Below are 14,213 nucleotides of genomic sequence, written 5' to 3'. Positions count from 1 at the left end.
GAATAACAACTATTATGATGATATAATGTAAAATATATTATATCTAACAGACTTTAAATGCTTTTCTAATACTTTAGTTTAAGAAAAACCAATATTAAACACTAGTATTGGTATAATTTAAAATATATAAGGGGTGGGGCAATGACAGGAAAATGTGGTTTCTGCAGTATCCCTCTTGATTTCGACTTTACCTTTGCTTATCAGCCTATAGTAGATACTAGAAATAAGTCTATATTCGCTTATGAAGCATTGGTTAGAGGAATTAATGGAGAATCTGCGTACTCTGTGTTATCACAAGTTACAGAGGAGTTGAAATATAGTTTTGATCAAAAGTGCAGGTATAAGGCAATAGAACTTGCATCTAAGCTAGATTGTGACTCATATTTATCTATTAATTTTATGCCAAGAGCAGTTTATAAGCCAGAAATTTGTATAAGCTCTACATTAGAGTCTGCCCAAAAGTTTGATTTTCCATTAAATAATATAATATTTGAAGTGTCTGAGCAAGAAAAAACTGATGAATTTGAGCATATTGCAGAGATATTCAAATCTTATAAAGGAATGGGTTTTAAAACTGCTATAGATGATTTTGGTGCAGGAAATTCAGGCTTACTATTATTAGCCAAGTTTGTACCTGATATAATTAAACTTGATCGAGAATTGGTGAAAGATATACACATGGACGCTGTTAAATACAAGATAGTAGCCAACATAGTAAAAATGTGTAGAGATTTAGGAGTATTGATAATAGCTGAAGGAATAGAACAAGCTGCAGAAGTTGAAGTATTAACTTCCATGGGAATAGACCTTATTCAAGGATATTATTTTTCTAAGCCAATGGTTGAGACCTTACCTAAGGTTATGTTTTAATCAAATAATAGAATTAACTATAGGGTTCATATATTGAAACTTAATTTAGACTTGTTCGAAGATCAAGGGTTTTGGGGATTTTCGGGCACGTATAAATTAATAGTTGAGTTAGGAACCATAAAGCATGATATAAGCTTAATACTTCTATTAGTTTTAAGTAGCTCCTAAAGGAATTTTAGGAGCTACTTTTATATTGTTTTGAAAGTAATATTTTATTCTTTTAATTTTGTAAGTTTAGTCTGCTTAATATAGCTATGGTTTAATTCATCATATCTATATATTGATATATGATAGTTACGTTATATCATAATTATAGAATAATCCATAGCTCTCGACTTTATTAAAGTGATCACAAGTGGAAAGAAAATGTACTATAATCTCTGACTTATCAAGTTCCGGATAAGCGTTAAAGAGCTGTCTATCACCATATCTTATTGCTCCTATGGCAAGAGGAAGTTCTTTTCTAAAAACATAATCTCTTATAGCGGTTAATATAGGGTTTAAGTCCTTAGATACAACAACATAGATGTGAAAATATAGTTTGTTATTTTTCTGTAGCCATTCACCTAGTACTTCATCTTTATTAGAACTAGTTTTATCATAAGCATAGTTTAGGCCAATGGTTAAAAATAGCTCAGCAGTTATGTCTGAGTGAGTAAGCGTATAGCGTCTTCCTAAGATTGGTGCTACAGAGGTAACACCATCTCTAAATTCTACAAAAAGTTTCTCTGGATTTAATTTTGACATTGCTTTACCTCAACAATAGTTTTCTTACGATTATATTATGAGATATAAGTAGGTTTGTTTAAATAATTTAGTATATGAGTTCTAAAAAGTGGATTAATTAAAGGATTTTCTGTATTGATTTGGAGTACACTTTTCGTACTCCTTGAATTTCTTTATAAAATAGCTAAAGTTTTCAAAACCAACTTCATAGCATATGTCAGATATTTTCTTGTCAGCGTTTTTAATTAGCTTTGTCGCTTGTTCTATTCTGTACTGGTTTATGAAATCAACAGGAGTTTTACCGGTGTTAGCTTTGAAGAATCTACAAAAGTATTGAGGATTCATGCTAACTTCTTTTGCTAGGTCTTCAGTATAGATCTTGTCTGCATAGTTTTTTTGTATATAGTTTAAGACTCTTTTTAAAATAGTGATTTTATAACTTATAGCTGATGTGTAAGTGGATTCATTTATAAGGAAGTCTCCTTCTCTAGCTACAACTGAAAATATTTTATACAGAGATGCTTTAATAGCTATCTCCCAACCAAAATACTTTTCGTTGTAAGACTCTAGTATTTCCTTAATTTCGCCAATAACTTTTTTCCCGCAATTTGTATTAATATCTATACTGGTAGGAAATCTATAGTACCCCGAAAGTAGTGGATTTAAATAGTTTAATTGACAGGAATCGTCATGCTTACTATTTAAGAAATTTAAATCAAATAATAAAGCATGATGAACACAATCGCCATTGCATATAGTGTGGGCTGAGTGAAGTTGTCCACTGTTTATTATTATAAATTCACCTTCTGAAACTTTTATAGGGATTGTATCAATGGTATATACTAAAGAGCCTTTTTCTACGTATATTATTTCAACTTCATTATGCCAATGGAGATATAGCGTAAAGTTACTCCATACATGATTGTAGGCGTAAAATGGAATTAATGCTTCTCCTCGATCCACAGTCTCTCTTAATGTACCTTTTTCTGTTTCCATAACAAATGCCTTTCTTATGTCAAAATAGTGTTATTTATAGTTAAAATAGAGCAAGTATTACAAGTAAAAAATATATATACTATTAATATAAGGTTTACATAATAAATTGGCAAGTGCTATAGGAGGATTAATTATGTTTGGAAAGCTAGTAAATCATAGAGTAGAAAAAAATAAAGTATATTTGGACTTTGAGAATAATAAAGGAATTGTAGAAGTTATAAACCCCTTAGTAATTAATATATTTTCTCCGTTAAAATACCAGCAGCATTATTCAAGAGCTATTGAAGAGCTTAATATAGAAAATTGTAGTATTGCCGTTGAAAATAAGACTTCGTATTTAGAGATAAAAACAAATCATCTAGTGGTTAAGGTATACGACGATTTTAAGGTGGATTTCTATAAAATAGATGGAACAATATTATGCGAAGATTTAAGAGAAGAAAGAAGACCTTTTTTAAGAAGAGGTACTGTAAGTGTAGCTGAAGATGAAGGGCATAACGTTGAGAAGGATTTTGATAGACATAAAATAGAAGTAGTAAAGAAGATGTTTGGTGATGAAAAGTTTTATGGGCTTGGAGAAAAGACTGGTCATTTAAATAAGAGGGGTTCTTATTATGAAATGTGGAATACCGACGACCCATCTCCACATGTTGAGAGTCATAAATCCTTATATAAATCCATACCGTTTTTTATCAATCTAAGAGAAGACAGTGTCTTTGGAATATTCTTTGACAATACATTTAAGTCCTACTTTGATATGGGTAAAGAGAACTCAGAATATTATTATTTTGGCGCGGATGATGGTAATCTTGATTACTACTTTATAGGTGGAGAATGTGTTAAAGATATACTTGTAAACTATACAGAGCTTACTGGAAAGACACCTTTACCACAAATGTGGACACTTGGATTTCATCAAAGCAGGTGGTCTTACTCACCAGAAAGCAGGGTACGAGAAATAGCGAAAAACTTTAGAGAAAAAGATATACCATGTGATACTATTCATCTAGATATTGATTATATGGACGATTTTAAAGTATTTACTTGGGATAAAAATAGATTTCCAGATGAGAAGAAAGCCTTAAAGGAACTAAAAGAAGATGGCTTTAAGATAGTTACAATAATTGACCCAGGTGTGAAAAAAGAAAAGAACTATCCAATTTACGAAGAAGGTTTAAAAAACAACTATTTTGCTACAGATAAGGATGGAGTAACTTATGTGAATAAAGTATGGCCAGGAAACTCAGTATTCCCTGATTTTTCTGATGCAGATACTAGAAGCTGGTGGGCAGAAAATCAAAGGATAATGCTTGAATCAGGGGTTTCAGGTATATGGAATGATATGAATGAGCCTGCAAGCTTTAACGGGCCATTACCAGATGATGTTCAGTTTAAAAATGAAGGAAGAGGTACAGATCATAGAGAGATTCATAATGTTTATGGTCACCTTATGTCTAAAGCAACTTTTGAAGGGATAAGAAAATATAGTGGGAAAAGACCTTTTGTTATTACAAGGGCAGCTTATGCTGGAACTCAGAAATACTCAACTGTTTGGACAGGTGATAATCAAAGCTTCTGGGAACACTTAAGGATGGCCATTCCTATGCTTTTAAACTTAAGCATCAGTGGAATAAGTTTCTGTGGTACAGATGTAGGTGGATTTAGCTTCGATTGCACATCGGAATTGTTATCAAGATGGGTACAGGTTGGATGCTTTACACCATTATTTAGAAATCATTCAGGAAGCTATACGAGAGATCAAGAGCCTTGGGCTTTTGATGAGCAAACTCTTGATATAAACAGAAAGTATATAAAGCTTAGATACAAGCTTTTACCATATATATATGATTTAATGTGGAGTGGAGAGAATAGTGGTTTGCCAGTAATGAGACCATTGCTGCTTCATTATGAAAAAGATAAAGAAGTTCACGAGATTAATGATGAATTCTTATTTGGAGAAAATATATTGGTAGCACCTATACTAGAGCAGGGAAAGACTGTGAGAACGGTATATCTACCAGAAGGTAAGTGGATAGACTATTGGACTAAAGAAGTGTTAGAGGGAGGAACTTACGTAATTAAGAAAGCACCTCTTGATATTTGTCCAATATATATAAAAGCCGGTTCCATAATTCCAAACTTTCCAGAACAAAACTATGTTGGAGAAAAGGAAATAGATCAACTAACCCTTGATATTTATCCAGGTGATGGAAGTTATGCTCATTTTGTTGATGATAAAGAAAGCTACAATTATAGAAATGGTGAATATACTTTATATGAATTTATGATGAATGATGGAAAAGAAACTGTTATTAATTTGAATATTAAGCAAAATGAATTTAAAGGATATGAGACCTTTAAGATAGCTTATAATGAAGCTTCGGTTAAGGAAGTATATTTCAATAATAACAAGTTAGAATTTACAAAGCAAGACTGTAGTGTAGAGTTTGTTATTCCAGCTGAAAAAGGGACAATAATAATTAGATAGAATTAATTAGATAGAATTAATTAGATAATATAAAACACTAGGAAGCTTATTATATACCTCCTAGTGTTTTATTAAGTTATAGATGTACAACTTCGTATTATAATTTACAAAACTCCTCTCACAATCCAGAAGAGTTTTAAAATAGATTTCGGATAGAAGTGGTATATCTTTATATACAAAAGCTTTATATATGTGATAAAATTTATAAAAATACTTAAATATATAAACTTTATTTATTAGCAAAAGAGGGCATAAAATTGATAAAAACTTTTAGAGAGATATTTAGTTTGTCCAATAACATAAGTTTAACTGAAGTTCAGAGTGAAGGCATAAGAAAAGATATAGTTATCACAAATATGAGAAGGCTTAGAATTGGATTAAGCATATTAGTTGTCTTTGAAACACTTCTAGCAGTATTCTATGATTTAAATAAGATTGAAGCTGGATCAGTGGATGATAGGTTAATTTACTTTGGGTATTTATGTTTGCACCTTGCTATTGCTTTGGTGTCACTAATTGGCTTTATAATGTTTAATAGAGCTATAAATAAAAAGTTGGTTAATAAATCTAATATAAAGCTATATGAAATACTTGTTTATTTAGCACTGGGGTTAATTTTAATATTCCTTACCCTAATCACTGGGCTTGATCAGATTACCACAGGTCAAATTATAGTTTTTGGAGTAAATATAATCTATAGTGGGCTGGTTATATTAATTAAGCCAAAGGTAGAGAATGTAATGTATGCTGTAACTTTTGTTATATATATAATAGTTATAGTTGTATTTCAACATAATAGCGAAATCTTATTTTCAAATCTAATAAATGGAACCTTGATGTTTATTTCAGCACTTTTTCTATGCAAGTTTGTATATAATAATCACTTTATGCATTTAGCTAAGAATATAAAGTTGGAAGAAGCAAATAAGAGGTTACAGTATCTTTCGGACAATGATTTGCTTACAGGTATACCTAACAGAAGATATTTTATAGATAGTCTGAAGAAAGATATCTACAATACAAGTGAAGATAACAAAGTATCTTCAATTTCTATAATGGACATTGATCACTTTAAGCATATAAATGATACTTATGGACATCCAGCAGGAGATTTTATACTAAAACAAATTGCTTCTGTATTAAAATCTAATATTCAGCAGGATGACATGGTAGCAAGATTTGGCGGTGAAGAATTTATTATATTGTTTTATAGTACTTCTTTGGAGCTTGCCAATATAAAGACTGAAAATATTCGGAATATTATAGATAAATGTATATTTAATTTTGAAAATCAAATTATTCACGTAACTGCAAGTTTTGGAATATCAGAATTGAGGGATATGACGGAAAAAGATTTTGATAAAGCATATAGTACTGCTGATATGGCCCTTTATAAAGCTAAAAAAAATGGAAGAAATAGAGTGGAATTAGGCATTTTTGAAGACTAAGTGATATTGTTTTAGATAAATTTAAATCGATTTGGCATTGTTTTAAGTAATTGAGTTGAGCTATAATATATCTAAAGATAGCAAATTTAAACATAAAGTAATATTTATCTAAAAAGTAAAAAAGATTATAGGAGAGATAAGATGCTTAACAATATCATACAGGTCATAATAGTATGTGCTGCAACCTTTGGGTTTGTGGGGGCATATAGAAAGTTTGATCTTCCAATGTTAGTAAGAAGAAAAATAAAGATAAAAAACAATTTTATATTATTGGCGGTTGTTAGCATAATATATTTGTTATTAGAGTCTTTAACTGCACAGTTATTGTATTTCATTCACGTGCCTGTCAATGCAATATCAACCTTTGAAAGTATATTATTTGGATTCTTTTTAAGTCTTGCTGGAACTATGCCTTACAAAACAAACTATACAAAGAAAAAGTAGTATTAGCTATTTTAACAATATAATCATCTGAATATGAAGAGTTATGGGGGATAACTATGAAATATTATAATAAATTAGTTAGGGATAAAATTCCCAAGGTTATAGAAGATAGTGGGAAGAGTTGTAGATACATAAAAGCAGATAAAGCAGATATATCTAGGTTACTTGTAAAAAAGTTAGATGAAGAAGTGGTAGAGTTTAAGGAAGACAATAATCTAGAAGAACTTGCAGATATTATGGAAGTGCTTTTTGGACTAGCTGAAAGTTTAGGCTTTAGTGAAGATGAATTAATGAATAAAAGGAATGAAAAAAAAGCGGCAAGAGGAGGGTTTAAGGATGGAATTATCCTTGAATCTGTAGAAGAATAGTAAGTAATATATTAAATAATAGCTTTGTTAAATTAATGTTATAAAATTAAGTTAAGTGGTCACTCATCCGATGCTTTAATGAAGCTTGCGCTAATAGCTGGCCCAAATATCATCTCCTTCAGAACCACTTAAAATCTAATACTATTATTTAAATTAACCTAAGTAATAAATTATTGTAAAAAATGGTGCTACTTGTATAAGTAGCAATCAATGAAAGTTATACTTAAAGCCTCCTCTATAAGCTAGTGGAGGCTTTAAAAATATAAAATATGTTATGCAGATATACTAAGAGCTCCTAAATAAAAGCTGAAAGTTTCATTATTTCGTTGTTGCCATTTTTTGATTGTTCAAGAATTATATATTCGCAAAGTTCTCTATATCTACCTTCTCTACATAGGCTAACAACTAAAGTATTTATAATAAAATCATCCTCATCTTTTTTTTCTAATACTAATTTTAATATGTTGTAAATTTCATCAATTTCTGGCTTCTTATCAACTAATAATAACTCTTTAATAGGTACTTCTATAAAATCTGATTGGTTAGGTTGATTTATATACTCAGAATTTAATCTTTGGGTCAGAGTAAAAAGTGCAAACTCAAGCTTTCTCTTCTTTTCTCTATCTATTCCATTTATCAATCGCCAGTTAGCATATGGGTTTCTAGGATCAGGTGCCTTAGCCGTATTTAAAAGATTTACCATGTCATTTAATAAAGTAAGCTTTCTACTAAGCTCTTGGATTTTATCTTGCAATTCAATTATTAGTAGTTTTTCGTCCATAGTATACCACCCTTTTTACTGAAAAATATTTACATATATTATAGCATAAGTTTATAAAACAGTAATTATTTTGAAATTAATATGTTTATCTGTTAAGATATTATCTAAATGACTTAGGACCCATATAAGAATTTATAGAAAATACTTACAATATTTGGTATAACTAATTAAAAAGACATTTATAGTTCGGAACAGCATTCTTTTGGAGAATGAATTGAATACTAGGAGGAAAGTTATGATTTGGAAACTAAAGAAGTTTAATGAGTTAAGTGGAGAAGAGGTATATAAGCTTTTAAGACTTAGAAGTGAGGTTTTTGTAGTCGAACAACAGTGCATCTATTTAGATCCTGATGGCAAAGACTTCAAAGCTTATCATTTATATTTAGAGGATGATGGCGAAATCGTGGCTTGCACAAGAATATTTCCAAAGGGTATTGCTTATAGCGAGGCATCTATTGGTAGAGTAATAGTGAAAAAAGATTATAGAGGAAGAGATTTAGCTAAAGATATGTTAGTAAGGGCTATGGAATATCTTGAGGTAGTTCTAAAGGAAAAAGTTATTAAAATTCAAGCACAAGCCTATTTATTTGATTTTTACAGAGGTTTTGGGTTTGAACCGGTTTCTGAAGAATATTTAGAGGACGGAATTCCCCATATAGATATGATTTGTAAAAAATAATTTAAGATTTATGAGAGGTTAGCTATATGAATTGTTTCATGATTGGGATGCATGGAAGATATGATTTTAATAAATTTAATAGAGATTTTCTAACAGGCTTCTATGGGGTAGAAGTCTGTTCTTTTAAAACAGAAGAAGAAATAGAATTTTTAGTGGAGCAATCTTTTGAGAAAGACTTCAAGTACGGAGTACACTTTCCTTTGAGAGCGGGAGTAGCGGAGTTTAGAGATGCACAGTTTTTGGCTTTAAATGATGAAGTAAGAAAAAAAGCATTTGTATATATAGAAAATGACCTTCGATATATTAAAGAAAGACAGCTTAAACCAGAATATATACTGTTCCATTATCCAAAACCTGTGGTAATAAAAGAAGATTTTGATATGGATAACTGGAGATTCGCAGATAGAAGCGAATATGCTTATGAATCTGAGTACTCCTTTGAGGAGTTCAAATCAAAAACCGAAGATTTGTTTAATTGGTTATCAAATAAAGCCATAGAGTACAACTTTGTTCCAGTTTTAGAGTTTGATGCTTTAAATAAATACCTTTGTGAAAGTGATTTTTTAGAGGAGCGTCTGAATACATATAATACTATAAGGATTTGTTTAGATACTGGAAGATTGCAGCTTCAAAGTTTGATAGACAAAAGCTTTGATGCCATTAACATAATAGAAAGATTTGCAAAATATACAGATATTGTACATTTATGGAATGCTAGAATAGGAGAAAATAATCACTACCCAGCATTACCGTGCTTAAAAGAAGAAGATGGGTGGGCTCCTATAGAAAAATATCTGGGCACTATTAAACAAAAGAATAATAATTTTAAGGTAATGTTTGAACACAGATCAGATCTTATAAGTGATCAACAATTATATAGCTGTTATAGTTGGATAAAGTCAATTATAGAGGGGGAATAGAGTGAGAAAGAAAAGTGCTTCAGATAATACAATCTGTATGTAATTAATTAAAATATGTTCCTATTTATAGTATAATTATATGTGTAGATGTTGATTATATGGAGGTACATATGGATATTGGTTTGGATCTAGATATAGTAAAAACTGAGGAAGATGTTATGAAGATGTTGGACAATCTTCTAGAGAAGAGAGATAGTGAGTGGTGGGATAAATTTTATACACGTGATGAAAGTTCAGTTCCATTTTTTAAGAATATTCCTGATGAAAACTTAGTATCTTATGTTGAACGGGGTATATTAAATGGTGGAGATGCCTTAGACATAGGCTGAGGAAAAGGAAGAAATTCAATGTACTTAGGGCAGAGAGGTTTTAAAGTTTTAGGAATTGATTTTTCTAATACTTCTATAGAACTTGCTAAGGAATTTGCACAAGATCAAGACATAAAGGTTAAGTTTATCTGCCAATCCATATTTGATCATGCAAATGACAAAAAGTATGATTTTGTTTATGATGGAGGATGCTTTCACCATATTAAGCCTCATAGAAGGAATAAGTATTTTCAAATAATATATAATAGCATGAAGGAAGATGGATATTTTGCTATGACTTGCTTTAATTTGAAAGGTGGCGCAAATATATCTGACTATGATGTATATAGAGACAAATCTATGAGTGGTGGAATGGGATTTTCTGAATATAAGTTAAAAAATATATTACAGCAATATTTTGAGATAATAGAATTCAGAGAAATGAAAAAAGTAGAAGGTGGAGAATATTTTGGTGAAGCCTTCCTATGGACAGTTTTAATGAAAAAGAAGATAAATTAATTTATTTGGAGGTAAGGCATGAGATTTGATGAGCTTGCAAAAAGTTGGGATACTGAAGAAAGAGCAAAAAGAGCAAAGATAGTAGCCGAAGAAATAAGAAAATCGGTGCCTTTGAGTAAAGAAGACACTACAATGGAGTTTGGTTGTGGTACTGGCCTAGTTAGCTTTAATCTTTATGAATATATTAAAAGTATTACACTTATTGACTCGTCAAAAAATATGGTTGAGGTTGTAAACTCTAAGATAGAGCAGTTTAATACTTCTAACTTGAAAGCCTTTAACCTTGATATAATGACTGAGGACAGTTTGAATGAAAAGTATGATTTAATATATAGCTCAATGGTTCTTCATCACATAAAAGATATAAAAGCTATTAGTGAAAAATTTTATAGCATGATAAATCCAAGTGGTTATTTATGCATAGTGGATCTTAACGAAGAAGATGGAAGTTTTCATAAAAATGAAATTGGATTTGATGGGCATAATGGGTTTAATCAGCAGCAGCTAAAAGCTTTATTAGAGGAATGTGGATTTAGTGAAGTAGAGGCTCATACCTTTTATTATGATAATAAGAAAATAGACGAGGAATTAATAGAGTACTCATTATTTTTGATTAAAGGCAGAAAAATTAACTAAAGGTCGCTTCAGCGACTTTTTTACTGTCTATATCATTATAGGCTCTGTTAAACTAACGAATTCTAGTTGTTCGTTCATATAGCATCCCCTTCATAACCACTTAATTTGAACGATATTATTAAAACTAGTGTAACCATAAGCAATAGGGATGAAAGGAATATTGGAAAGAAACAAATTTATAAACTCTAAAAAGATAAAATACACCTATAAATCATAGGTTTTGTTAAAATCTACAATGTAAACGAAAAGCATAAAAACATATTTATATACTATGCCAAATAGTAGAAACTATAAGTAAAGTTATGAATTAATTAATTTGATTGAGGAAATGTTAAAATATCGAGTTAATCCGACATAATAATCAATTCATAAAACTAAAAAAATAAGTATAATAGTATATATAAACTTAATAAGGAGTATGAAGATGAGCGATAATCAAATTTTTATCCCTGATAATGGAGACTTAGGACTTATTGTTTTAGAAAGCTGCAAAGCTTTAGGCCAGAAGATTGATGAGGAAATTAAATCAAGAAGAGGAACAAAAGAGTCATTCTTAATCCCTACTGAGGAAATACGCTTTTCCAATGGTGAAGGTAAGGTAAAGCTTTCAGAAACAGTTAGAGGTAAGGACATTTACATACTTTGTGATGTTGGAAATCATAGCTGTACATATAATATGTTTGGTTTACAAACGTTCAAGGGACCAGATGAGCATTTCCAAGATATAAAAAGAACTGTGTCTGCAATAAGAGGAAAGGCAAGAAGAATCACTGTAATAATGCCACTTCTTTATGCATCAAGACAACATAGAAGAAAAGGAAGAGAATCTCTTGATTGTGCTTTAGCATTGCAAGAACTTGAGAGATTAGGAGTTCAAGAGATATTGACTTTTGATGCTCATGACCCAAATGTTCAAAATGCTATTCCATTATTGTCATTTGAGAACCTATATCCTACTTATGATATATTAAAGACTTTTATTACTGAAGAGAAGTCAGCAGAAATAGATAAAAATAAGATGCTTGTAATTAGTCCTGATACAGGTGCTATGGATAGAGCAATATACTATTCAAGCGTTTTAGGCTTAGATGTAGGCTTATTCTATAAGAGAAGGGATCATTCAACTGTAATAAACGGAAAGAACCCAATTGTTAAGCATGAATATATGGGAAGAGACGTTGAAGGACAAGATGTACTTATAGTTGATGATATGATAGCTTCTGGAGAATCTGTCTTAGATATAGCAAGAGAGCTAAAAGCAAGAAAGGCAAGAAATGTTTATATTGCAGCTACTTTTGCATTCTTCACTGAAGGTGTAGATAAATTTAAGAAACTATATGAAGATGGTCTAATAACTAGAGTTTACTCCACAAACTTAACATACATATCTCCTGAAGTTCAGCAGGCTGAATGGTTTAAGAAAGTTGATATGTCAGAGTTTATTGCAAGAATAATCAATAGATTGAATCATGATCAATCTATAGCTTCATACATGGATGCAACTTATGTAATCCACCAGTTATTAAAGAGTAGATCGTAGATAAAAATCATAGCATAAGGTAAAGGGATAAAATCTATAACTAGATTTTATCCCTTTACTATTATAATTCATTTATAGTTAGTTTTGATAAGAATATTAGTGAATAACTAAATTATTAATCCACTTTTTAGAAGCTATTCTTGGAAAGCCTACAATGAATTTTGCCACTTCCTCCATAAAGACAAAGATATATACCTTATCTATAGGAAGATTAAAGTATAAGCCAGCTAAAGCTACTAGTGGTACTCCTACAAGCCACATGCCGCCTATATCTAGAAGAAGACAGAATTTTGTATCTCCGCCGCTTCTTAATATACCAACCACATTAGTGTAGTTAAAGACTTTTATACATAAGAATATGCCTAAAATATGAAGCAAGGACTTTGAATAGTTGTGTACTTCAGGTGATACATTGTAAGCATATAGTATAGAAGGTGCACCAATATATATTACAAAGCCTACCAGTATACCTATGAGAGGATTCATTATGATGAATCTCTTAGCGTATAAGAATGCTGTTTTCTCATCTTTTTCACCAATCTTTTGTCCTATCATTATTGCAGCGGCATTACCGAAGCCTAAGAATATAACCATTGCTAGTCTGTCTATGGTACTTACTATATTTGTTGATGCTATTATGGAAGTCCCCATATGAGCATAAATTACAGAGTAAACTGTAACACCTAAAGCCCAAAGACTTTCATTTAATATAACAGGAATAGTTACTTTGAAAAATTTCTTGACGAAGTCTAGAGAAAGATCAAGCAATTCCTTAGGTTTTGCCGCCAGTGGAAACTTAAATTTATATACCACAAATATCATTAAGATAAATTCAATTATACGAGCTATTAATGTACCTAAAGCTGACCCGTATACTCCAAGTCCAGGAATTCCCGCTACACCATAAACCATGGTAAAGTTTAGTACTGTGTTTACAGCAAGTGCAGTAACACTTACAAACATAGGAGCTTTTACTTGTCCGATACTTCTTAACGTAGCTGCGTAAGCAAAAGAGATTGCTGTAACTATATAGCTTAAACATATTATTCTTAGGTAATTAGCTCCCATATTTATAACAGCAGGATCATTAGAAAAAAGGCTCATTATAGGTTTAGGAAAAATTAATGCTGCTAAAGTAAATATTGAAGATGCTGCTATGGATGAAATAAGACATATTCCAAGAACTCTCTTTATATTTTTTAAATCTTTATTCCCCCAGTATTGAGCTGTAAATATAGACGCGCCACTTACAACGCCAAACAAAACAAGATTTAGTAAGAAAAACATTTGATTAGCTAGTCCAACACTTGCTATTGCTACTTCTCCAAGTCCACCAATTATTATATTATCGAAAAGGTTTAGCGAAGATAATATGAAATTTTGAAGTGCAATTGGAAGGGCTAGTTTTATAGTAGCGTTGAAGAACTTTTTGTCAGAAAACAGTGATAGTAAATTCATAGAATAACCTCCGTAAAATTATAAGCCATATA

14 protein-coding genes and 1 pseudogene are annotated in these 14,213 nt (G+C 30.8%); 11 read left to right on the top strand and 4 right to left on the bottom strand.

Annotated features, from left to right (window positions below; translation table 11 throughout):
• The first annotated feature begins 141 nt into the window (after positions 1 to 141).
• Positions 142 to 870, top strand: a complete 729-nt coding sequence (locus tag C1I91_RS16905) for an EAL domain-containing protein (RefSeq protein ID WP_128213914.1) — start codon at positions 142 to 144, stop codon at positions 868 to 870.
• A 294-nt stretch (positions 871 to 1,164) separates the two neighbouring features.
• Here the strand turns inward: C1I91_RS16905 and C1I91_RS16900 are convergent, their stop codons facing one another.
• A complete protein-coding gene (locus C1I91_RS16900) occupies positions 1,165 to 1,617 on the bottom strand; it encodes a staygreen family protein (protein ID WP_128213913.1) in 453 nt (150 codons plus the stop codon).
• A 93-nt stretch (positions 1,618 to 1,710) separates the two neighbouring features.
• Complete coding sequence (locus C1I91_RS16895) at positions 1,711 to 2,592, bottom strand: AraC family transcriptional regulator (protein ID WP_128213912.1); 882 nt, start codon at positions 2,590 to 2,592, stop codon at positions 1,711 to 1,713.
• A gap of 133 nt (positions 2,593 to 2,725) precedes the next feature.
• On the opposite strand from C1I91_RS16895, the gene C1I91_RS16890 reads away from it, so the two are divergent.
• From C1I91_RS16890 to C1I91_RS16875, 4 genes are all read left to right on the top strand, one after another.
• A complete protein-coding gene (locus C1I91_RS16890; protein WP_128213911.1) occupies positions 2,726 to 5,080 on the top strand; it encodes a glycoside hydrolase family 31 protein in 2,355 nt (784 codons plus the stop codon).
• Between the two features lie 257 nt (positions 5,081 to 5,337).
• On the top strand, positions 5,338 to 6,528 hold the full coding sequence (locus tag C1I91_RS16885) for a GGDEF domain-containing protein (RefSeq protein WP_128213910.1): 1,191 nt from the start codon (positions 5,338 to 5,340) through the stop codon (positions 6,526 to 6,528).
• A 141-nt stretch (positions 6,529 to 6,669) separates the two neighbouring features.
• On the top strand, positions 6,670 to 6,972 hold the full coding sequence (locus C1I91_RS16880) for a hypothetical protein (protein ID WP_128213909.1): 303 nt from the start codon (positions 6,670 to 6,672) through the stop codon (positions 6,970 to 6,972).
• Positions 6,973 to 7,028: 56 nt separating this feature from the next.
• Positions 7,029 to 7,340 carry a nucleoside triphosphate pyrophosphohydrolase gene (locus tag C1I91_RS16875; protein WP_128213908.1) on the top strand — a complete coding sequence of 104 codons (312 nt, stop codon included), beginning with the start codon at positions 7,029 to 7,031 and terminating at the stop codon, positions 7,338 to 7,340.
• Positions 7,341 to 7,635: 295 nt separating this feature from the next.
• Here the strand turns inward: C1I91_RS16875 and C1I91_RS16870 are convergent, their stop codons facing one another.
• Positions 7,636 to 8,121 (bottom strand): hypothetical protein, encoded by a 486-nt coding sequence (locus C1I91_RS16870; protein WP_128213907.1) that lies wholly within the window; start codon positions 8,119 to 8,121, stop codon positions 7,636 to 7,638.
• Between the two features lie 235 nt (positions 8,122 to 8,356).
• Between C1I91_RS16870 and C1I91_RS16865 the strand changes: the two genes are divergently transcribed.
• From C1I91_RS16865 to C1I91_RS16845, 6 genes and pseudogenes are all read left to right on the top strand, one after another.
• Entirely contained in the window at positions 8,357 to 8,800 is a 444-nt protein-coding gene (locus tag C1I91_RS16865; protein WP_128213906.1) for a GNAT family N-acetyltransferase, read from the top strand.
• A 26-nt stretch (positions 8,801 to 8,826) separates the two neighbouring features.
• Positions 8,827 to 9,720, top strand: a complete 894-nt coding sequence (locus tag C1I91_RS16860; protein ID WP_128213905.1) for a sugar phosphate isomerase/epimerase — start codon at positions 8,827 to 8,829, stop codon at positions 9,718 to 9,720.
• Between the two features lie 110 nt (positions 9,721 to 9,830).
• The gene (locus tag C1I91_RS29020) at positions 9,831 to 10,049 is read left to right on the top strand and encodes a hypothetical protein (RefSeq protein WP_238475812.1); all 219 of its coding nucleotides are present in this window, start codon (positions 9,831 to 9,833) and stop codon (positions 10,047 to 10,049) included.
• A gap of 12 nt (positions 10,050 to 10,061) precedes the next feature.
• Positions 10,062 to 10,547 (top strand): annotated as a pseudogene (locus tag C1I91_RS16855) (class I SAM-dependent methyltransferase); the annotation flags it as partial.
• Between the two features lie 18 nt (positions 10,548 to 10,565).
• On the top strand, positions 10,566 to 11,183 hold the full coding sequence (locus C1I91_RS16850; protein WP_128213904.1) for a class I SAM-dependent DNA methyltransferase: 618 nt from the start codon (positions 10,566 to 10,568) through the stop codon (positions 11,181 to 11,183).
• Between the two features lie 424 nt (positions 11,184 to 11,607).
• Positions 11,608 to 12,723 (top strand): ribose-phosphate pyrophosphokinase, encoded by a 1,116-nt coding sequence (locus C1I91_RS16845; protein WP_128213903.1) that lies wholly within the window; start codon positions 11,608 to 11,610, stop codon positions 12,721 to 12,723.
• 96 nt (positions 12,724 to 12,819) lie between these two features.
• On the opposite strand, the gene C1I91_RS16840 is transcribed toward C1I91_RS16845, so the two are convergent.
• Entirely contained in the window at positions 12,820 to 14,181 is a 1,362-nt protein-coding gene (locus tag C1I91_RS16840) for an MATE family efflux transporter (protein WP_128213902.1), read from the bottom strand.
• Positions 14,182 to 14,213: the final 32 nt, after the last annotated feature.

Origin of the sequence: Clostridium manihotivorum, assembly GCF_004015185.1 — a bacterium.
GTDB classification, from domain to species: domain Bacteria; phylum Bacillota; class Clostridia; order Clostridiales; family Clostridiaceae; genus Clostridium_AR; species Clostridium_AR manihotivorum.
This window is presented reverse-complemented; position numbering and strand designations above follow the sequence as displayed.